Origin of the sequence: Massilimicrobiota sp. An80 (assembly GCF_002159255.1) — a bacterium.
GTDB lineage: Bacteria > Bacillota_I > Bacilli_A > Erysipelotrichales > Coprobacillaceae > Allocoprobacillus > Allocoprobacillus merdigallinarum.
This window is the reverse complement of record NZ_NFHI01000003.1, coordinates 23360-45395: the sequence shown is the minus strand read 5'-3', so window position 1 is coordinate 45395 and position 22036 is coordinate 23360. Positions and strand designations below refer to the sequence as shown.

Here is a 22036-nt window from a genome sequence, read left to right as displayed (position 1 = left end):
TATGATATAATGTTGGAAATTAAGGGGTGATAAAAATGAATATAAAAATGATAAAAGAAAGAGCCAGTCAAATTCAAAATATGAATAGAACTCAATATATGCGTATTTTGTTGATGATTGTTTTGCTTGAATTAATTCCAAATATTTTTAACATTGGAGAAGATATATTATCTCGTTTACTTTATTTAGTTATGAGTATTGCTTTTTTAACGGTTTCACATGGTTATATTGTGAGTTCATTAAAAATGGTAAGAAATCAATCTCAGTCATTAAAAGATGATGATGCTTTTGTAGGATTCAAACGTTTTAAAGAATTGTTTTCTACATATATATTAATCAATATATTTATGATGGCTGTTTTATTTATTGTTGCTTATATTTTATTAGTGATTATAGGTGTATTTCTATCACAGTCGTTACAGGGAATTTCTGGTGAAATGCTTTTAACAGGAAATTATGCTTATATATTGTCATATATTCTCAAACATTCTCCACAAACATTATCAATGTTTGTACTCTGTTATTTTGTATTGTTGATTATTTTATTCTTTGTATCTTCATATCTTTTTGCAGCGCCTTATTTATTAGAAAGATTTCATATGAAAAATTTAAAAGCTATGAAAGCTTCATTTTCTTTAATGAAAGGACATATTTTTGAATATTTTAAATTATATCTTTCATTTTTTGGATGGATCTTTTTAATGGTTATTATTCAAAGTATTATTGCAGAACTATTGTCTTTTTTACCTGTTTTAGGTTCTTTAATAGCGGCAATTATTGCAGGAGTTATCAGTGTTTATAGCTATTTACCTCGTTTTCATTTAGCACAGGCGATTTTCTTTGAAGAACTGGCTTATCATCGCTATGAACAAACAAATACTTATAATGGAGATGAGCAATATGTTTAATCAACATTTTACAAGGAGAGTACCAACCCAAGCTAAGTGGATGTTTGTGCTTGTGATATTGCCTCTTTATGTTTATTGTGGTTCATTGATTTTAAGTGCTTTATTTAAATTTGTTATTATACAGTTTCAACTGGAATTTGATTATAATCAGATGAATGCCTATTTAAATTTGATCTTTGATGTCTTTTTATTAGGATTGGCAGGTTGGTTATTAAAAGATAGCATGTTAGAACAATGGCGAGATTTTAAAAAGAATTTAAAGCAGTATCTTATTGAGGGCTGTGTTATAGGTGTTTTGCTTATCTATGCATGTCAAATCATTGGTGGTTTAATCACAATGGCTTTAGGTGGAAATCAGGCAAGTGAAAATCAGCAATTTATTGAAACTATTACAACTTCTTATCCAGTTTTAATGATTTTTGTTTCTTGTGTTTTAGCACCTATTTTAGAAGAAATGTTATTTAGAGGTATTGTCTTTGGCTGGATTTATGAATGGAATCCCAAAATGGCTCATCTTATTTCATCATTTATATTTGGTTTTATTCATATTATGAGTGCTGTCTTTAATGGAAATACAGCAGAATGGATACAGATTTTTTCATATTGTTTTATGGGGTTTGTATTAAGTTATCTATATGAAAAAAACAATAATATTTATGTTCCTATTTTATCTCATATGATGAACAATATGATTTCTATGTGTATGCTTTTATTGTAATTGGGGATTTTTGTTGATCAAAGATCCTTTTTTTATAAAAAAAGAAACCTACAGGTTTCTAAATATAATAAATGAAAACACCAATACCTATACCTAAAAGCATACCACAGATGACATCACTTAAAAAATGAACAAAGAGATAAATTCTTGAAAGTCCTGTTAAAAAAGCAAAGAAATAGGCAAATACACCCCAGAAGGGGTAGAAAAGAAAGATAATCGTACTACATGCAAATGCAGAAGTGGTATGACTGGAAGGAAAAGAAGAATCATGAGGAGTTGGAACAAGCAATGGGATATGAGGATATAAATGGCAAGGACGGTGTCTTTGAACAAGTGATTTAATAGAAATTTGTCCAATCAGTGCTGAAGCAATCAAAGCAATGAGAAGATGGATTGACATTGAACGTGAAGCAGGGTTGATGAAAGTCATCAAAGCGACAAAAAGCCATATCATACCATAATTACCACAAAAACTGATCCACTTCATGAAATGATTGAGGATATGGTGATGATAAAGCTGAGTCATATAAAATGACAGTCGAAGATCATAGCGATGGATATTATGAAGAATGGTTTTCATTGTCAGAATCTCTCCTTAAAATATAAATAATGATTTTAATAAAACTCATGAGGATAATTTGAAAAATAAAGATATTAAAGAGTTGTATGCCATCTAAAGAAAACATTTGATTATTTATGAGGTAATCTTGATAATTTGGAATGATAGGAATTAGGGTATGTAAGCTATTAAAGAAAACTCTAAAACATGATTCAATCATAGCATAATATCCTTGAAAGATGACAGTAATAATCTGAAAAAACATGTTTGGATTTTCAAATTGAGGAAGTAATGCTATATAAATAATAATACCTACAAAAATAATTAAAAATGAAGTTGCAATAATATAAATAAAATTAAAAATAAAATCAATCCATGAAAAAGATGTTTCTTCATCGTATTCATCTTCATCCTCGTTTTCAATATGGTCTTGATTGTTTTCATCAATCAAAACATCCGTATCTTTCTTATGATTAATTTGAGATAATAATGCAGTTAATTCATCTTCTTCTTTTGAATTTAAAGAAGAAAATGATTTTTGTACAGGCTGCGTTTTATTTTCTTCTTGATCAATAAGGTTTTCTACTGGTTCTTTAGAAGGAGTATCATCAGGTTCATTTTCATCATCAAAACGAAAAGTTTTTCTGGAACGTGTTTTTTGCATATAGACACTGCCATCTTTGACAACAGGTTCATTTAAATGAGCTAAATGATATGCATAAGTCTGATTCACAATCTGATTTAATTGTGAATCATCTGGATAGTCTTCTTCCCATTTATTTTTGACAGAATCTAATTCTTTTTTTGACATATGTTTATGCATTCCTAGAAGTGATGAATACATATCCATTTCATTATATCTATCAAATAATAAAGTATTAAACACGTCAAAAAGATTATGACATGTCTGATAAGATGTTTCTTTTTCATAGCTACTGGCAGCTTTTAAATCTTCACAAAAAAGGATATTCATATGAAGCTGATAACTGGCTTTATTTAAAGCTTCAAATGAAGAAATAACTAAAGTCTTTTCAGGTTTGATTTGAAAATGTTGTAAAACATTTTCAAGCATTTCTTTACCGGGTAAAGGCATACTCACCATATCACTACCAATGATATAATCGACTTTTTGTCTTAAATGAGCCATTTCTAAATATTTGATGGCATCTTTATAACGATGTGTCGATATCACAGCAATAGGAATATTCTTTTGACGAAGATATTCTATCAGTTCTAAAAATCCTTCTTTAGGTTTGAGTCCTTTATATGTAAGATACTGCATCATTTCTCTTTCTATTTTAGCATTATAAAGTCCCTCGTTCATAATTTTAGCAACTGGGGTATCATTATACATTTCATACATATTACAAAGGTGATGATAAAAATCATCAAGTGAATAATCAAGATGATGACTTTCACAAAAATGGTGGGTGTAATTATATCTATATCGATTGAGGTTAAAAATAGTACCATCTAAAGGAACGATTACTAATTGAATATCTTGAATAGATTGCTTATACATTATTTCACCACCTTTATGTGTAACATTATATCAAATATTATGTAAATATTCCATTTAAATATCTTGATTTTTTATAAGCTTTAGTGTATTATATATAAGTCGATTATCTCTCCGTAGCTCAGCTGGCAGAGCATCTGACTCTTAATCAGAGGGTCCACGGTTCGATCCCGTGCGGGGAGACCATTTGAAGAAATGCGAAAAACGTTGATTTTATCGGTGTTTTTCGTTTTTTTATATAAATAAAACCATAAAAATGGGTATCCAAGTTTGCTGCTTTTTTGTGTTTTTTATCGACTTTTAAAGGGTCAAAAAAAGCAGCTAATTAATAACTTTTAGCTGCTTATCCTTGTTAATTTTTTTATTTATGTAATTGTTTAATTTTGTATCAGCTTCCATATTCTTTTGTCTTAGATGCGTATATATCTTTCTTGTCGTGGAAATATCAGCATGTCCCATTAATTTTTGCGTTTCAAGCTCGTTGACATCACTGTAGAAAAGATTTGTACTAAATTCGTGTCTAAGCATATGTGCAGTCAGTGTCGTTATTGTTTCTTCATCATAAAGATCACGTGATTTCTTTGATTTTTGAATCTTAGGCAATTCAACACCATCACATGGATTGAATGTTATGATTTTATTGATGATTGCAGCCTTGAATATCTGCTTTAAAGTCATATGGACCTTATGGCATTGATTAGGCTTGTCATAACATTCATTTAAACATTGTTGAACATCATCAGATGTAATTTCGCCGAGTTTCATATCAGCAAGATAATCAATATGATTATTAAGAACATTGAGATACATATCCTTAGTCTTTTCCTGCTTGTTTGATTTATATGCATAATACCATTTAACTGCATAGTCATCAAATAATATATTTTGACTCCACGTTTTAATTTTATCTGAACATCAATGTAGTTATTATTTAATTCTTCCAGTATATGCCCATAGACATAGATGATACCTTCAGGCGTATTTATAGATTTTCTATAACGCTCACCACTTCTTTTTTTTAAGTGATTTTCTTCCCATAAAGATTGGTTTAGATAATTCTTATGATAATCGTAAGAAGATTGCCAAGAAAAATGGTATTTCAAACTACTCTGGTACTGTCAGCCAAAATGAAAAATTATTATCTCTTTTAAAACAGGCTAAACTCAAAAAGGCATAAAAATGGTAAAGTTTATTTTCGTAAAAATTGCATATCGAGCACCTACAATTGATGGTGATCATATGCCATTGTGGCTTTATGATCGTCCATTATATGTAATTAAAGAAAAAGGAGACACTGTTGTTGTGAGATGCAACAATAACGAGTTTTACACATATGAAAGAGTATATAGAAAACACCTCTAGCCATTGTGGTTAGAGGTGTTTTTTTTATATAGTTTTTAATCTTTCTTTTAGAGCATCTTGAAGAATTTGTGAAAAGTTTAAATTTTTCTTTGTAGCTAAATCATTAAGCCAGTAAGGAATAGTTAATGTTTTTTTGACAGCTCTGTTATCAAATGATTTTAAATATTCATCAATATCAAGTTCAATCAATGCAATACATTCATTTTCTTTTGTTTTGATATTTTGCAATTGAGATGGTTCAGGTGCAGAGGCAAATAAGTCTTTCAGATAATCTTCTAAATAAAGTTCCATTGCTTCTTTTGCCATATCATATGCTTCCTCAAATGTAGATGCACAGCTTATACATCCGGGTAAATCTGGAAAAGTAATAGTGATACCATCATCATCTTGCAAAAATACTGCTGGATAAATTAATTTTTTTGACATATAAAGACCTCCGTTTATAAATATATGGGAAAGTAGGACTTATTTTTTAAGCCCTGTTTCCTTTAATATGGCTTGTTCAGTGCCTTTCGGCAAATCACCATTATGCATAGGGACAATAGTTGTTATATTGGTTTTAGAATTGTAAAGCTTGAGATGAGAACCTCTTTGAGCAACTTCTTTAAAACCATTCTTTTTAAGGAACTTAACCATTTCTCTTGCTGTCATTGGCAATTTAACATTCCTCCCTTACCACAATAATATTATAACACGTACAAATACGTACGTCAATAGAATTATACGTGTTTATGCGTATTATAATATTATTTAAGAATATAAAAAGGGTCAAAAAGGGTCAATAAAAAGAAAAAAACTTTATAAATAGGGAATATTTTTTAATAAAACAATGACTCTTAATCAGAGGGTCCACGGTTCGATCCCGTGCGGGGAGACCAGTAGAAAATAAAAGTCTGCATGTTATTGTGGACTTTTTTATTTATATTTTACATAAAATTAATATAAATTTCATATCGAAATGATTTTTATATATGTTATTTTTGTTAAAATAATAGTGGCTATTGCGTAAGTCATCTTAGTGTCAGTTCTGTTTATGCAATAGTTGAAATAAAGGTATACCTTATTTCGAATAATTCTCACTATCTCATGTTGTCAAAACCAATCTCTTAACACACAAAGACAACACATAAAAAATCAGATTTGTTCTGATTTTTTATTTTTTTACGCTCTTTTTAATAAAAATGTTGCTGCTATTATTACTTTTTTATTTTAACACCGTTTTTTAGGTGTTTATCCATTGTTTTAGAAGTTATCTATTTTTCATATATGCTATACTTTTCATAGAAGGATTGGCGATACTTATGATTAATGAAAAACAAGTTATTGATTTCTTAAAAACTAAAGATAAATCTTATATAGATTATTTGTTTTCATTATTGAATAATAATCTAAATAACACTGATTCATCTGATCAGGTTTGTCCTATCTGTGGATCAACACATGTCAAGAAAAACGGAAAAGATTCTAATGAGCGTCAGAGATATCTATGCAAAGAGTGTCATAGAACATTCAATGATAGAACCCATACACTTTTCAGTTGGTCGCATCTTACAATGGAGCAATGGATACTTTTTGTTGATCTGGAGATTTCTGAAATGAAACTGGAAGACGAAGCACATTTTCTTGGTGTCAGTACGACGACATGTTTTTACATGCGTCACAAGCTTTATCATGCTGCTACTGAAATCATCAATAATCAGATCCTTTCAGGAGAAATTGAAGTTGATACTCAATATCTGAGTATCAACCTGAAAGGAACAATGCCTCATAATATGCCAAGATATTCTAAAAAAAGGGGTGGACAATCTGCATTTAGGGGTATATCACATCATAAAGTCAGTGTGATATGTGCTGTTGATGAAAATGATCATATGATCATGAACATTACAGGACTTGGAAGCGAATCTTTTGAAAAATATATATCAAATGAAATGTATTTTGGCGATATTAAAGAAATCATTTCTGATTCAAAGTCATGCATACAGCAGCTTGCAAATCATCTTGGAACAACTAACAACAAAGTTCCGACCTCACCAACAGAAAAGAGATACCTGACTAGAGATGGTAAATCATTAGGTGTCATCAACGAAATGATGACTGAGGTAGCCGGTCTGATTATAAAGACAAAAGGCATAGGCACGAGATATTTGCAGGGATATCTGAACTTCAATATACTAAGAAAACAGATGAAGTACAGATACAAACGAAATGAGATGCCAGAAAAGATTATGAATTTATTGGTAGAAACATCATCATTTAGGAATATATCTGTATTGGCAACACCAATGCCAATATCTCTTAAAGAAGCTTATTATGAATATCGTTATGGAATATTTGCAGAATAAGCAAGTCACAGCAATAATTTTTTTAAAAAGAGCGTTTTTTTATTTGATTGTATTTACAATAAGAGAAAAGAGGTTTAAACTTATAGTTAGCAATATTTAACTTGAAAGAAGGAAATGATATGAAAAGATTTGGAAATGATGAATGTTGGTGTGGGAGTCATAAAAAATATAAAAAATGTCATGAAAAATTTGATGGAAGACTGCAATATTTAAAAAAACAGGGATATGTTATTCCAAAACGTGCAATGATTAAAAATGATAAGCAAATAGAAGGAATCAGACAGGCTGCCATTGTGAATAATGGGTTATTAGATTATATTGAAGAACATATTTGTGCAGGGATGACAACTCAGCAGATAGATGATATGACTGTTGAATATTTAAATAGTCATGATGCTTCTTCAGCTGATCTTCATTATGAAGGCTATCCTAAAAGTATTTGTACATCTGTTAATGATGAAGTCTGTCATGGGATTCCTAGTGATGATGTGATATTAAAGGATGGGGATATTATTAATGTTGACGCAACGACATGTTATAAAGGATATTATGCTGATGCCTCACGTATGTTCATGATCGGCAATGTCAGTGATGAAGCTAAACAGCTGGTTGCAGTTACACGTGAATGCTTATATAAGGGGATAGAATCTATTCAACCATTCAAAAGTACCATTAGTGATATTGGTAGAGCTATTGAAACGCATGCACATCAATATGGATATAGTGTTGTCAGAGAGTTTTGTGGACATGGTGTCGGTTTATCTATGCATGAAGATCCTTATGTACTTCACTTTGATCCACATTGTCCTACAACTGTGCTTGTGCCAGGTATGGTGATAACAATTGAACCGATGATTAATGCAGGAGAGCGCTTTATTCATATTGGCTCTAATGATTGGACAGCTTATACAGATGATGGCTCATTATCAGCCCAATGGGAACATACACTTTTAGTGACGGATACAGGAGTAGAAATTCTTTCTATGTAATATCGATTAATTTCGGTATTTTCTTTTTATGAAATTATGATTATCGTCAATTGAAAAAGGTGTAAAATATTTTTCATGAAATAGGCGAAGTCTAGAAGACCTCGCCCCTTCCCGAACCGTACGGGCACCTTTCAATGCATACGGCTCTCCATTTCTAAATGAGTTTTCGTTTTGTCATTTGATTGTATTCTAAAAGGTTTTGACTAACCTTTATAAAACATTCTCTGCATAAGCATATCTGCCTACGGTTTATTCTTATCATTTCTTTGATGATATGAGAATAAGGCATATGCAGTGAACTTATCCTTTTTCTATGAAACATGACATGATGTTGTGGATTGCCACATATGTAACAGTTTCTTTTGAGAGGATTCGTATCTCTATATCTGTATTCCACGTCCTGCTTGATTCTACGAAGCCACTGTGGGAAGAATGTTTTATCACGTTTGAATGAAGGATATAAAGCTAATCTGATTGTTTTAGCTTCTCCCCTGTCATTCATATACGAATAAATCAGTTGTGTATGATGTTTCTTAAAGACTTTCTTTATTGAAATATCACATTTACGTGCAATCGTATAGGCAATGGAATATTGAATGATGTACTGGATTCTATGCATGTCATAGTAGTTCCTGCAGCCCTGATTATTGTTGACCAGACCCCTGAGAACCTGATTACCATAGGTAATGATGTCTTCTATGGGTTTGCATAATAATCGTTTTATGGAAGCAGGATTTCCAGATGCATCACACATTCCGTTGTCATGCAGTTTGCGTATGAGTTTTTGTTTGTCAATGAAGATGTCAATGTTAGGGAAATCTCCTGCTGATGAGATATCCAAGAAAGTGTGCCTTTTCATTTTTTGCATGTGTGATAAGGGTCTTTTCTTCGCTGAGCCTGAGATGAAGTTCATCTTCAAGGAATTGTTTAATTTCCTGTTTGAGCTGTTGAGCATACGCTCTTGAAGAAATGGTTCCTATCAAGAAATCATCGGCATAGCGTACGTAATGTACCCTACGAAATGAAGAATCAAAGTTATCAACAGATGATGTTGACTTCAGTTCTTTTCTTAGTCTTTTGATTTCCTTGACATCGTGCACTGATATCGCTTTGTCAAGCTGATATCTTAGCCTGGCATATTCAGGATTCTGTCTGCGATGTTTTCCCATCGTATCGCGTTCGATAACTTCTTCCATGAATCTGTCCAGCTTATCCAGATAGATATTTGCAAGAATCGGACTGGCACAGGAACCCTGTGCATTGCCTTGTTTCGTTGAATGGAATTTGTGTTCCATGTCAAAATATCCAGCCTTAAGCAGTTTATTGATGAGGCGAATAAAGCGTTCATCATGAATTCTCTCACGAAGGATGGATTCTAGAATACGATGGTCGATTTCGTCAAAACATGCAGAGATGTCACCCTCAATGAACCAGACCGTAGAGCGCCAGGTTTCAACTTGAGCCAACGCACTATGTACACTGCGATTGGGACGGAAGCCATGGGAAAGGTTTGAGAATGTAGGTTCATAGATACATTCGAGTATGATATGAACGCATTCCTGTACCAGCTTGTCCTTTCCATTGGGAAAGCTAAGCTTACGCATTTTCCCATTTTTCTTGGGGATGTAAGTAATTCTGTTGGGCTGGGGCTGATAGCTTTCATCTCTAAAGGATGAAATCAATTCATCAATCCACTCCTCACAGAAACCATGAAGAGATGTTCCATCGCTGCCAGCAGTTTCAGCACCATCATTGGATTTGATACTGTTGTAGGCAATGTAGTAGAAATCTCTATCGTATAGAAGGCGATAGACATCCTTGTTGATGTAACAGTGATTCTGGCTGTTACGGGAACGAAAACCTTCTAGTTTCGTTAAAAGTTTTTGATGACTCATTCGGGTCAACTCCTTTCAAAAATAGAAATTAGAAACTGTCTCCTTTCACCATGTATTATCCATTACAGATAATCGTTGGGCTACTGTAGAGACTCTCTACCCGTGATGGTTAAAATAAAGAAAAACCAGAGCACTAGGGTATATCACGGTAACGCTTAATATAGTCACTCCATACTTAGGTATCCAATTGGTCTTTTAGGTTGATGATGTCAACTGTGCTAAACGGCCTGCTTATATTCAATCCCTTGAATATTGAATATACTGTTTAGAGACAGGAGTGGTTACCTGAATGTCTTCCTAAAACCACAAGACTTGGATTCAGCTCTGGAAGCTTTACCATATATGGCCTAGCTAGCCAGGCCACTCGTTCATAGAGAACTAATCCTGGCTTTACCGACATGCTTTGGTCCCCGTCGGGTTATCCCCTAAAGGTAAGTCGGTTGCTTTACATCGCAATGCAGGAGCGATGATTTCAAAAGAAATATATATTAAGCGCAAGAACGTGCGCACAAAGGGGAGGAAAATATATGAACTATAAAAAATATAGAAGATTTGAAACAATTAAATTGGCAGATCGTACATGGCCAGATCATGAAATTGAACAAGCGCCTATCTGGTGTTCGGTTGATTTACGTGATGGGAATCAAGCTTTAATTACACCAATGGATATTAATGAAAAAGTAGAAATGTTTCAAATGCTTGTTGATTTAGGCTTTAAAGAGATAGAAGTTGGTTTTCCATCATCATCACAGATTGAGTTTGACTTTTTAAGATTACTAATAGATAAAAATCTGATACCTGATGATGTGACAGTGCAGGTATTAACACAAGCGAGAGAACATTTGATTAAAAGAACATTTGAATCCTTAAAAGGATTAAAAAAGGCGATTGTGCATATTTATAATTCAACATCTATTTTACAAAGAGATGTTGTGTTTCATAAAAGTAAGGAAGAAATTAAGAAAATTGCTGTTGATGGAACAAAATTAGTCAAGGAGTTATCTCAGGATTTTGATGGAGAAGTTATTTTAGAATATTCGCCTGAAAGTTTTACTGGTACGGAAGTTGATTATGCGATGGAAGTCTGTGAAGCTGTTTTAGATACTTGGGGTGCTTCAAAAGAACATAAAGTGATTATTAATTTACCATCTACAGTTGAAATGGATACACCAAATGTATACGCCGATCAGATTGAATGGATGTGCCGTCATTTTAAAGATCGAGAAAGAGTTATTGTGAGTGTTCATCCACATAATGATAGAGGTTGTGGTGTGGCTTCTACTGAACTTGCTTTATTGGCAGGAGCTGATCGTGTTGAAGGAACATTGTTTGGAAATGGGGAAAGAACAGGAAATGTTGATATTGTGACATTGGCTTTAAATATGTTTACACATGGCATTGATCCAAAATTGGAATTAGGTCAAATGAATCAAATTAAAGATGTTTACGAAAAATGTACAAAAATGGAAATTCCACCAAGACAGCCATATGCTGGAGAACTTGTTTTTACTGCCTTTTCTGGCAGCCATCAAGATGCCATTAATAAAGGTATGTATGCTTATCATCAACGTGGAGATGGTATTTGGGAAGTCCCTTATTTACCAATTGATCCAGCTGACTTAAATCGTCAATATGAGCCAATTGTACGTATTAATTCACAATCAGGTAAAGGTGGAGTCGCATTTGTGATGGATACTGTCTTTGGTTATCATTTACCAAAAGCATTGCAGGCTGATTTTGCAAAAGCTATTCAAAATATTAGTGAAATTGAAGGAGAAGTTTCTCCAGAACGTATTTATGACACATTTAAAAAGGAATATATAGATTTGGAATATCCATATAAATTTATTAAACAGAGATTAATAGATATTAGTGATGAAGATAATGAGTATGAAAGACGCGCTGAAGTGACAATTGAAGATCATGGTGAAGTGAAAACTTTAATTGGATATGGCAATGGACCTATTGATGCAGTTAAGAACGCATTCAATGCCACAGATGATTTTCTATATACAGATTTAGTGGATTATAGTGAACATGCTTTAACATCTGGTTCAAATTCTAAAGCTGCTGCCTATGTCCAATTAAGACCACAAGGTGAAGAGCTTTGTGAATATGGGGTAGGAGTGCATTTGAATATTACAACAGCGACGATTAAAGCTATGATTTCAGCTATGAATCGTATTTATCAAAATATAAAAAAGGAAGGATAATTTATGGAAGAACTTATTTTATCAATTCTTGTACACAATAGTGCAGGGGTTCTGACACGTGTGAGTGGTTTGTTTTCAAGACGTGGCTATAACATTGATAGTTTAACCGTAGGACCAACAAACACAGAAGGTATTTCAAGAATGACAGTGGTTGCACATGGGAATCAGCAAATTCTTGAACAGATTGAAAAGCAGCTTAGAAAGTTAGAAGATGTCATTGAAATCTTTGCCTTACCAAGCGAAGCATCTGTTTACCGTGAACTTGTCATGATTAAAGTTGAAGCTGATTGTCACACACGTGCAGATATTGTTTCAATCGTCGATATATTTAGAGCTAAGATTGTTGATGTGTCACCAGATTCAATGGTTATTGAAGTAACAGGAACACATAATAAAATCAATGGTTTATTAGCAATGTTAGATGGCTTCAATATTGTTGAGATCGTGCGTACTGGTTTAGCTGGTATTTCAAGAGGTCTTAATAATTTTGAAATAAATAAGAAAGAAAACAGGGGGTAAAAAAATGTCAAAAATTTATTATGAATCAGATTGTAATTTAGCTTTATTGGATGGAAAAACAGTCGCTATTATTGGTTATGGATCACAAGGACATGCTCATGCATTAAACTTAAAAGAATCAGGAGTACATGTTATTGTAGGACTATATGAAGGTTCAAAATCTTGGGCAAAAGCTGAAGCACAAGGATTTGAAGTTTATACTTCAGCTGAAGCTGCTAAAAAAGCAGATATTATTATGATTTTAATTAATGATGAATTACAGGCAAAATTATATAAAGAATCAATTGAACCAAATTTGGAAGAAGGAAACATGTTGATGTTTGCACATGGATTTAATATTCATTTTGGTCAAATTGTGCCACCAAAAAATGTTGATGTGACAATGATTGCACCTAAAGCACCAGGACATACAGTACGTAGTGAATATCAGGCTGGAAAAGGAACACCATGTTTAGTAGCAGTAGAACAAGATGCAACAGGTCGAGCTTTAGATATGGCTTTGGCTTATGGTTTAGCTATTGGTGGGGCAAGAGCAGGTATTTTGGAAACAACATTCAGAACTGAAACTGAAACTGACTTATTTGGTGAACAGGCTGTATTATGTGGTGGTGTCTGTGCATTAATGCAGGCTGGTTTTGAAACATTAGTAGAAGCAGGATATGATCCAAAGAATGCATATTTTGAATGTATTCATGAAATGAAATTGATTGTTGATTTGATCTATCAATCAGGATTTGAAGGAATGAGATATTCTATTTCAAATACAGCAGAATATGGAGATTATATTACTGGACCAAAGATTATTACTGAAGATACAAAGAAAGCTATGCGTCAAATCTTAAAAGATATTCAAGATGGAACATTTGCGAAAGATTTCTTATTGGATATGTCACCAGCTGGAGGACAAGCTCATTTCAAAGCTATGCGTAAATTAGCTAAAGAACATCAAAGTGAAAAAGTTGGAAAAGAAATCAGAAGTTTATATAGCTGGTCTGATGAAGATAAATTAATTAATAACTAAAATACACACACTTTGTGTGTGTTCAGTAAAGAGTCATTTGACTCTTTAGTGAGGACATACAAAGTCATAAGGGGGAATATATATGTCAATGACAATGACACAGAAAATATTAGCTGATCATGCAGGATTGAAAGAAGTTGTGGCTGGTCAGTTAATTGAAGCAAAACTAGATGTTGTAATGGCTAATGATATTACAGGGCCAATGGCTTTGCCGATTTTTAAACAAATGGCTGATCATGTTTTTGATAAGGATAAGGTTGTTTTGGTTCCTGATCATTTTACGCCTAATAAAGATATGAAATCAGCAGAAAATTCAAAGGCCATCAGAGAGTTTTCTAGAGAACAGTGTTTAACACATCATATGGAACAGGGAAAATGTGGTGTTGAACATGCCATTTTACCAGAACAGGGAATTGTCGTTGCTGGAGAGTGTATTATTGGGGCTGACTCACATACTTGTACTTATGGAGCGTTAGGGGCTTTTTCAACAGGTGTTGGAACAACTGATATTGCGACAGGTATGGCCACAGGAGAACTTTGGTTTAAGGTGCCAAGTGCTATTAAGTTTGTTTTAAAAGGAGCATTACAGCCGTATGTCAGTGGTAAAGATGTGATTTTACATATTATTGGACGTATTGGTGTTGATGGTGCTTTATATAAATCTATGGAATTTACTGGGGAAGGTGTTTCTTCTTTAACGATGGATGATCGTTTTACAATTTGTAATATGGCGATTGAAGCAGGTGCTAAAAATGGTATTTTCCCAGTTGATGACAAAACAAGAGAATATATGAAACAACATTCAAAGAAAAGTTATAAAGAGTATCAGGCAGATGAAGATGCAGAATATGATGAAGTCATTGAAATTGATTTATCAAAAATTACACCAACTGTGGCTTTCCCTCATTTACCAGGAAATGCACATACAATGGAAGAAATCAATGAAAGTGAAAAGATTTATATTGATCAAGTTGTGATTGGTTCATGTACGAATGGTCGTTTAAGTGATTTGCGTAAAGCTGCGGCGTTATTAAAAGGAAAGAAAGTCGCTGATACAGTTAGAGTCATGGTCATTCCTGCAACACAGAAAATCTTTGTGGAATGTATTCGAGAAGGTTTGGCAGAAATTTTTGTGGAAGCAGGATGTGCATTCAATACACCAAGCTGTGGACCATGTATGGGTGGTCATATGGGTGTTATGGCAAAAGGTGAAAAATGTGTTTCTACAACAAACCGTAACTTTGTAGGAAGAATGGGAGATACAGAATCTTTGATTTATTTAGCTTCTCCTGAGGTTGCGGCAGCGAGTGCTATTGCAGGATATATAGCTGATCCAAGAAAGGTGGGAAAATAACATGAAAGCCCAAGGAACTGTTTTAAAATATGGGGATAATGTGGATACGGATGTGATTATCCCAGCACGTTATTTAAATTCATTTGATGCAAAAGAATTAGCCAGTCACGCCATGGTGGATATTGATCCAACATTTGTAGAAAGATTAAATCCAGGAGATATTATGGTGGCAGGAAAAAACTTTGGCTGTGGTTCTTCACGTGAACATGCTCCATTAGCTTTAAAGACGGCTGGAGTCAGTTGCGTGATTGCTCAGTCTTTTGCTCGTATTTTTTATCGTAATTCGATTAATATTGGATTTGCTATTTTGGAATGTCCTGAAGCCGCTCAAGACATAGATGAAGGCAATCAGGTAGAAGTTGATTTTGATACAGGAATCATTAAAAATATAACAAAAAATAAACAATATCAGGCACAGCCATTCCCTGAATTTTTACAAAAAATGATTCAGGCAAATGGATTGGTGAATTATGTTAACGAAAAGAAAAGAGGATAATCTATGGAAAAAACAATTGCAGTCATTAAAGGTGATGGTATTGGTCCGGAAATTGTCAATGAAGCATTGAAAGTCTTAGATGCTATTGCCAAGAAATATCATCATACTTTTCATTATCAATATATAGATATGGGTGGTATATCCATTGATAAATATGGTGTGCCTTTGACTGATGAAGCTATTGAAATGGCTCAAAAAAGTGATGCCGTTTTATTAGGCTCTATTGGTGGCGATACAAATACTTCACCATGGTATCAGTTAGAACCATCATTAAGACCAGAAGCCGGGTTGTTAAAGATGCGTAAAGCTTTGGGGTTGTTTGCCAATTTAAGACCTGCTTATTTATATAAAGAATTAAAAGGTGCCTGTCCATTAAAAGAAGAACTAAGTCAGGATGGTTTTGATATGATCATTGTTCGTGAATTGACAGGGGGACTTTATTTTGGTGAAAGAGAAACCAAAGAGATTGATGGACAGATGGTGGCTCATGATAATCTGATTTATAGTGAAGCAGAAATTCGTCGTATTGCTAAACGTGCATTTGACATTGCAATGAAGCGACGTCATAAAGTGACAAGTGTTGATAAGGCTAATGTTTTAGATACTTCTCGTTTATGGCGAAAAGTTGTCAATGAAGTTGCCAAAGATTATCCAGATGTGGAATTAGAACATATGCTTGTGGATAACTGTGCAATGCAGTTAGTCAAAGATCCACGTCAGTTTGATGTCATTTTGACTGAAAATATGTTTGGAGATATTTTAAGTGATGAAGCTAGTATGATTACCGGATCAATTGGTATGTTATCAAGTGCATCATTAAGAGAAGATAAACTGGGTATGTATGAACCAAGTCATGGAAGTGCACCAGATATTGCTGGAAAGAATATTGCCAATCCTATCGCAACAATTCTTTCAGCAGCAATGATGCTTCGCTATTCATTTGATATGGATGAAGAAGCAGATGATATTGAACAAGCTGTAGAAAAAGTTTTGGAAAAGAACTATCGTACAACAGATATTATGTCTGAAGGAAAACAACAGGTGACATGTTGTCAAATGGGACAATATGTTGTAGAGAACTTATAGGAGGTAAATGCATGAAAAGTGATCAAGTCAAAAAAGGAGTAGAAAGAGCTCCACATCGTTCATTATTTAATGCTTTGGGAATGACTGAAGAAGAATTAGATAGACCACTCATTGGAGTGGTAAATTCTTATAATGAAATTGTTCCAGGTCATATGAATTTAGATAAAATTGCTGAAGCAGTGAAAAAAGGAATTTATTTAGCAGGTGGAACACCTGTTGAAATACCAGCAATTGCTGTTTGTGATGGTATTGCTATGAATCATACAGGAATGAAATATTCATTAGTCACAAGAGAATTGATTTGTGATAGTACTGAATGCTTAGCCAACGCACATCAGTTTGATGGTTTGGTAATGATTCCAAACTGTGATAAAAATGTTCCTGGTTTATTAATGGCAGCCGCAAGAATTAATGTGCCAACAATTTTTGTGAGTGGTGGACCAATGCTGGCTGGAAGAAGATTAGATGGCAAACAGACATGTCTATCATCTTTATTTGAAGCTGTAGGACAATATAATGCAGGGAAAATAACAGCAGAAAAATTAAAGGAATTTGAAGAAAAAGCATGTCCAACATGTGGTTCATGTTCAGGTATGTATACAGCTAATTCTATGAATTGTTTAACTGAAGTTTTAGGAATGGGATTAAAAGGTAATGGAACTATTCCAGCTGTCTATAGTGAAAGAATAAGATTAGCTAAACATGCAGGTATGCAAATTATGGAATTAGTCAAAAAAGATATCAAACCAAGAGATATTATGACAAAGGATGCTTTCTTGAATGCTTTGACTGTTGATATGGCTTTAGGTTGTTCAACAAACTCCATGTTACATTTACCTGCTATCGCATATGAAGCTGGAGTTGAGTTAAATTTAGAAATTGCTAATGAAATCAGTCAACATACACCAAACTTATGTCATTTAGCGCCTGCAGGGGATACATTTATGGAAGATTTGAATGAAGCTGGTGGTGTGTATGCTGTGATGAATGAATTAGATCAATTAGGTATTTTACACACAGATGTTTTAACTTGTACAACAAAAACATTAAAAGAAAATATTGAAGGATGTGTTAATTTAGATCCAAATATCATTCGACCAGTAGAAAATCCATATATGAAGACAGGTGGAATTGCTGTTTTAAAAGGAAACTTAGCACCTGATAGCTGTGTTGTGAAACAAAGTGCAGTAGCTCAAGAAATGTTACAACATAAAGGACCAGCAAGAGTCTTTGATTGTGAAGAAGATGCGATAGCCGCTATTCGTGCTGGAAAAATTGTTGCTGGTGATGTTGTTGTGATTCGTTATGAAGGACCTAAAGGTGGTCCAGGAATGCGAGAAATGTTATCACCAACTTCAGAAATTGCAGGTATGGGATTGGATAAAGATGTTGCCTTAATTACTGATGGTCGTTTCTCAGGAGCAACACGTGGAGCATCTATTGGTCATGTTTCACCAGAAGCAGCAGTTGGAGGACCAATTGGGCTTGTGAAAGAAGGAGATATGATTGAAATTGATATTATCAATCATCGTATTGAATTATTAGTGAGTGATGAAGAATTAGAAGAAAGAAGAAAGAATTTTAAACCAAAATTACCAGTTGTCAAAGGATATTTGAAAAAATATGCGTCTATGGTGACATCTGCAAATACTGGAGCGGTTTTAAAAGTCAAAGAATAGGAGGAGAAGTATATGTTATTAACGGGGGCCGATATTGTCATTGAATGTTTATTAGAACAGGGTGTTGATACTGTTTTTGGTTATCCTGGAGGAACAATTTTAAACGTTTATGACAGTTTATATCATTATCGAGATCGAATTAATCATGTTTTGACTTCTCATGAACAAGGGGCTTCACATGCCGCTGATGGCTATGCCAGAGCTACAGGAAAAGTAGGTGTCTGTATGGCTACAAGTGGACCAGGGGCGACAAATCTTGTGACAGGAATAGCAACAGCTTATATGGATTCTGTACCTTTGGTTGCTATTACAGCCAACGTAGGTGTGCCATTGTTAGGAAAAGATAGTTTTCAGGAAGTTGATATTACAGGTGTGACAATGCCTATTACAAAACACAATTATATTGTCAAAGATGTAGAAAGTTTAGCACCAACAATTCGTAAAGCTTTTCAAATTGCCAAAGAAGGTAGACCTGGACCCGTTCTTGTGGATATTACAAAAGATGTTACAGCTGCAAAATGTGAATATCATCATCAAAAACCAGAAAAAATAGAAAGACGTAGTTATACTTATCCAACATCAACATTAAAAGAAGCTATTGAAATGATTGAAAAAAGTGAAAAGCCATTTGTTTTTGTTGGAGGAGGTGTTGTCAGATCTAATGCTTCCCAGGAACTACGTGAGTTTGTAGAAAAGATTGATGCGCCTGTTACCGATTCTTTGATGGGAAAAGGTGCTTTTGATGGAACCAATCCACGTTATACAGGAATGCTTGGAATGCATGGAACAAAAACAAGTAATCTTGGTGTTTCTAACTGTGATTTATTAGTAGCAATAGGTGTCAGATTTAGTGACCGTGTCATTGGAAATGCTCAAAAATTTGCGAGACATGCTAAAATTATTCATATTGATGTTGATGAGGCAGAGATTAATAAAAATGTCAATGTTGATTTAGGTATTGTGGGTGATGCGAAAAGTGTTTTAAATGCTTTGAATTTATTGTTAAAGCAACAAAATCATTCACAGTGGTTAAAGGAAATTAGAGCTTTAAAAGAACAATATCCATTATCTTATGATAGTGATAAATTAACAGGACCTTATGTGATTGAACAAATTGAAGCACTCACAGATAATAATGCCATTATCTGTACTGAAGTAGGTCAAAATCAGATGTGGGCTGCTCAATATTATCATTTTAAAAGACCAAGTCAGCTCATTACCAGTGGTGGACTTGGAACGATGGGTTATGGCTTAGGGGCTTCCATTGGTGTAAAGTATGGAAAACCTGATCAATATGTCTTTAATATTGCTGGAGATGGATGTTTTAGAATGAACATGAATGAATTAGCAACAGCTTCACGTTATCAAGTTCCTATTATTGAAGTCATTTTAAATAATCATGTTTTAGGAATGGTTCGTCAATGGCAGACATTATTTTATGGAAAACGTTATTCAGCAACTGTACTTGATGATAAAGTTGATTTCTGTAAAACAGCAGAGGGACTTGGATGTAAAGCCATAAGAGTCACAAAGAAAGAAGAAGTGGCTCCAGCTATTTTGGAAGCAATGGATAGTCAGGGACCAGTAGTGATTGAATGTATGATTGAAGAAGATGATAAAGTCTTCCCAATGGTTGCTCCTGGTGCACCAATTGATGATGTTTTTGATCAAAATGATATACAGGAATAGTCAAAAACTATTCCTTTTTGTATACAATAAATATCCACCAGAAGTTGGTGGATATTTAAAATCATATTATTTTTAATGAAGATGTTGTTAATAATGTTATGCTTCATCTATGTTGATTCATATATTCTTTTAATATAGCTAAAGTCATATTTTTTGCGATTATAGAAGATTTGATACAATTTTTTTCAAAATTTTCAACACCTTTGTGTTCAGCAGTATCAGTAATACAGCGAATTGAAAGAAATGGTATTTTGTTTACATAGCATACATGAGCAATACTGGCTGTTTCCATATCAACTGCTACAGGGGCAAATTCATCATTGATCTTTTTACGTCCCATATCTGTTATAAAAGCTTCTCCTGTCACAATTCGTCCCCAAAAGACATTGTTTTTTGATTCTATGTTTTTTACAGCACTTTTTGATATTTTTATTAAGTCTTGATCTGCTTTAAAAAATACAGTTTTTAGCCATGGATGAAATTCTGTTAAAGTATCTTGTGCAACATCATGGTAACAGACTTCGGTAGATATAACAGTGTCAAATATTTTCAGTTTTGGATTCATTCCACCAGCGGTCCCTGCATTTATAACTATATTTACATTAAAATGATCAATCAGTATTTGTGTTGCTATAGCAGCATTGACTTTACATACCCCAGAAAATAGGGTGACAACTTGTATGCCATAAATCTCTCCCTCATAAAATTTAAGCATTGCCTTTTTTTGTGATATTATAGTTATCTATCATGGCTAAAAACGGAGAAAGTTCATCATCAGTGGCACATACAATTCCGATTTTCAATTTTATTCCCTTCTTTCGTTTATGAAAATTAAAATTTATCTAAAATAATTATCATCAATTTCTCCAAATTGGAATTTGAAAACCATAAAATTATGAGTGATTATTGCTCTCCATAGGTTATCAATAAAATCCTCCGAAAGCCTTGAAAACAAAGGATTTATCGCAATCAGTACACCTTATCTCTTTATATGGTTTCACACAATGTTACCCTTGTTCTGCACAATCATAAGGGCAAAATCAAGGGCAAGAAAATCTCATAACAAGATATAACAGAGTGTGGCAATCGGAGAACTGTGACATATGTGCGAATATATTATAACGGAGGATTTTTTAATGGACAAGTATATTTATGATGCAAGCAATGGTTTATGGTATGAGTTGCAGGGGGATTATTATATTCCTTGCCTTACTTTACCAGCCGAAAAAGAAAACAAACCTATCAGTTTGTGGGGGCAGCGACACAAACACTACTTACAGGAACATAAACGGACGGTTTATATTTCGCTGCTCACAAGCGGCAAATTGAATAATTACCTTGCCGACATTGACGAACAAGCAACGGAAATGATGTTTCGATTGGTTGAGCAAATGGCTGACAAGGAGGGCGTGACCGAACAACTTAAAGTAGAAAACCCGATGTTGTGGGTTGGTCGAATGAATGAGATACAGGCAAGAGCACGAGAAATTGTATATGCCGATATTATCTATAAGTAAAAAATGTAATATATAGAATATTAAAATTGTGACAGTCAAAAATTAAAACTTTGCCTGCCACAATTATGATTCGATGTGTTTTCTTTCATAATGACTTTGGTAATTCATTATGCTATAATGAATTTAATTTACGGTATCGCGCTGCATCTACTAATTTGGAGTTCGAT

Annotated in this window: 21 protein-coding genes and 1 tRNA gene; 14 read left to right on the top strand and 8 right to left on the bottom strand. The window is 33.6% G+C overall.

The window, feature by feature from the left end:
- The first annotated feature begins 35 nt into the window (after window positions 1-35).
- Both B5G32_RS01635 and B5G32_RS01630 read left to right on the top strand, forming a co-directional pair.
- Window positions 36-908 carry a DUF975 family protein gene (locus tag B5G32_RS01635; RefSeq protein ID WP_087935626.1) on the top strand — a complete coding sequence of 291 codons (873 nt, stop codon included), beginning with the start codon at window positions 36-38 and terminating at the stop codon, window positions 906-908.
- Window positions 901-1626, top strand: coding sequence for a CPBP family intramembrane glutamic endopeptidase (locus B5G32_RS01630; protein ID WP_087935625.1), 726 nt, complete (start codon window positions 901-903; stop codon window positions 1624-1626). Before B5G32_RS01635 ends, B5G32_RS01630 begins: the two co-directional genes overlap by 8 nt.
- Before the next feature lie 58 nt (window positions 1627-1684).
- Here B5G32_RS01630 and B5G32_RS01625 read toward each other — a convergent pair whose 3' ends face one another.
- Both B5G32_RS01625 and B5G32_RS01620 read right to left on the bottom strand, forming a co-directional pair.
- On the bottom strand, window positions 1685-2206 hold the full coding sequence (locus B5G32_RS01625) for a phosphatase PAP2 family protein (RefSeq protein ID WP_087935624.1): 522 nt from the start codon (window positions 2204-2206) through the stop codon (window positions 1685-1687).
- Window positions 2187-3707, bottom strand: coding sequence for an HAD hydrolase-like protein (locus B5G32_RS01620; RefSeq protein WP_087935623.1), 1521 nt, complete (start codon window positions 3705-3707; stop codon window positions 2187-2189). The genes B5G32_RS01625 and B5G32_RS01620 overlap by 20 nt, the downstream gene beginning before the upstream one ends.
- A 107-nt stretch (window positions 3708-3814) precedes the next feature.
- Between B5G32_RS01620 and B5G32_RS01615 the strand changes: the two genes are divergently transcribed.
- A tRNA-Lys gene (locus B5G32_RS01615) sits at window positions 3815-3890 on the top strand.
- Window positions 3891-4025: 135 nt separating this feature from the next.
- Here B5G32_RS01615 and B5G32_RS01610 read toward each other — a convergent pair.
- From B5G32_RS01610 to B5G32_RS01595, 3 genes are all read right to left on the bottom strand, one after another.
- A complete protein-coding gene (locus B5G32_RS01610; RefSeq protein WP_239386171.1) occupies window positions 4026-4586 on the bottom strand; it encodes a tyrosine-type recombinase/integrase in 561 nt (186 codons plus the stop codon).
- A gap of 504 nt (window positions 4587-5090) precedes the next feature.
- On the bottom strand, window positions 5091-5492 hold the full coding sequence (locus tag B5G32_RS01600) for a type II toxin-antitoxin system HicB family antitoxin (protein ID WP_087935621.1): 402 nt from the start codon (window positions 5490-5492) through the stop codon (window positions 5091-5093).
- A gap of 39 nt (window positions 5493-5531) precedes the next feature.
- Entirely contained in the window at window positions 5532-5717 is a 186-nt protein-coding gene (locus B5G32_RS01595) for a type II toxin-antitoxin system HicA family toxin (protein WP_343286428.1), read from the bottom strand.
- 650 nt (window positions 5718-6367) lie between these two features.
- Here B5G32_RS01595 and B5G32_RS01590 point away from each other — a divergent pair.
- Both B5G32_RS01590 and B5G32_RS01585 read left to right on the top strand, forming a co-directional pair.
- Window positions 6368-7411: an IS1/IS1595 family N-terminal zinc-binding domain-containing protein gene (locus B5G32_RS01590; protein ID WP_087935619.1), complete on the top strand. Its 1044-nt coding sequence runs from the start codon at window positions 6368-6370 to the stop codon at window positions 7409-7411.
- A gap of 119 nt (window positions 7412-7530) precedes the next feature.
- Entirely contained in the window at window positions 7531-8400 is an 870-nt protein-coding gene (locus B5G32_RS01585; protein ID WP_087297350.1) for a methionyl aminopeptidase, read from the top strand.
- A 154-nt stretch (window positions 8401-8554) separates the two neighbouring features.
- Here the strand turns inward: B5G32_RS01585 and B5G32_RS13885 are convergent, their stop codons facing one another.
- Together B5G32_RS13885 and B5G32_RS13880 are read right to left on the bottom strand one after the other, a co-directional pair.
- Window positions 8555-9259 carry a group II intron reverse transcriptase/maturase gene (locus B5G32_RS13885; protein WP_255374731.1) on the bottom strand — a complete coding sequence of 235 codons (705 nt, stop codon included), beginning with the start codon at window positions 9257-9259 and terminating at the stop codon, window positions 8555-8557.
- Window positions 9210-10295: a reverse transcriptase/maturase family protein gene (locus tag B5G32_RS13880; RefSeq protein WP_204209573.1), complete on the bottom strand. Its 1086-nt coding sequence runs from the start codon at window positions 10293-10295 to the stop codon at window positions 9210-9212. The genes B5G32_RS13885 and B5G32_RS13880 overlap by 50 nt, the downstream gene beginning before the upstream one ends.
- A gap of 527 nt (window positions 10296-10822) precedes the next feature.
- Here B5G32_RS13880 and leuA point away from each other — a divergent pair.
- The 8 genes from leuA to ilvB all read left to right on the top strand — a co-directional run bounded on the left by leuA (window position 10823) and on the right by ilvB (window position 20352).
- Complete coding sequence (leuA, locus tag B5G32_RS01575) at window positions 10823-12508, top strand: 2-isopropylmalate synthase (RefSeq protein WP_087935618.1); 1686 nt, start codon at window positions 10823-10825, stop codon at window positions 12506-12508.
- 3 nt (window positions 12509-12511) lie between these two features.
- On the top strand, window positions 12512-13027 hold the full coding sequence (ilvN, locus tag B5G32_RS01570; protein ID WP_087935617.1) for an acetolactate synthase small subunit: 516 nt from the start codon (window positions 12512-12514) through the stop codon (window positions 13025-13027).
- 4 nt (window positions 13028-13031) lie between these two features.
- Complete coding sequence (gene ilvC, locus B5G32_RS01565) at window positions 13032-14048, top strand: ketol-acid reductoisomerase (protein WP_087297218.1); 1017 nt, start codon at window positions 13032-13034, stop codon at window positions 14046-14048.
- Window positions 14049-14130: 82 nt separating this feature from the next.
- The gene (leuC, locus tag B5G32_RS01560) at window positions 14131-15402 is read left to right on the top strand and encodes a 3-isopropylmalate dehydratase large subunit (protein ID WP_087935616.1); all 1272 of its coding nucleotides are present in this window, start codon (window positions 14131-14133) and stop codon (window positions 15400-15402) included.
- Window position 15403: 1 nt separating this feature from the next.
- Entirely contained in the window at window positions 15404-15898 is a 495-nt protein-coding gene (gene leuD / locus B5G32_RS01555) for a 3-isopropylmalate dehydratase small subunit (protein WP_087243837.1), read from the top strand.
- Between the two features lie 3 nt (window positions 15899-15901).
- Window positions 15902-16984 carry a 3-isopropylmalate dehydrogenase gene (leuB, locus tag B5G32_RS01550; protein WP_087303736.1) on the top strand — a complete coding sequence of 361 codons (1083 nt, stop codon included), beginning with the start codon at window positions 15902-15904 and terminating at the stop codon, window positions 16982-16984.
- 11 nt (window positions 16985-16995) lie between these two features.
- Entirely contained in the window at window positions 16996-18663 is a 1668-nt protein-coding gene (gene ilvD, locus B5G32_RS01545; protein ID WP_087935615.1) for a dihydroxy-acid dehydratase, read from the top strand.
- 12 nt (window positions 18664-18675) lie between these two features.
- Window positions 18676-20352: a biosynthetic-type acetolactate synthase large subunit gene (ilvB, locus tag B5G32_RS01540; protein ID WP_087243834.1), complete on the top strand. Its 1677-nt coding sequence runs from the start codon at window positions 18676-18678 to the stop codon at window positions 20350-20352.
- A 103-nt stretch (window positions 20353-20455) separates the two neighbouring features.
- Here the strand turns inward: ilvB and mtnN are convergent, their stop codons facing one another.
- Window positions 20456-21067 carry a 5'-methylthioadenosine/S-adenosylhomocysteine nucleosidase gene (gene mtnN / locus B5G32_RS01535; protein ID WP_204209571.1) on the bottom strand — a complete coding sequence of 204 codons (612 nt, stop codon included), beginning with the start codon at window positions 21065-21067 and terminating at the stop codon, window positions 20456-20458.
- A 421-nt stretch (window positions 21068-21488) separates the two neighbouring features.
- On the opposite strand from mtnN, the gene B5G32_RS01530 reads away from it, so the two are divergent.
- On the top strand, window positions 21489-21869 hold the full coding sequence (locus tag B5G32_RS01530; RefSeq protein ID WP_087178933.1) for a TnpV protein: 381 nt from the start codon (window positions 21489-21491) through the stop codon (window positions 21867-21869).
- Window positions 21870-22036 lie beyond the last annotated feature (167 nt).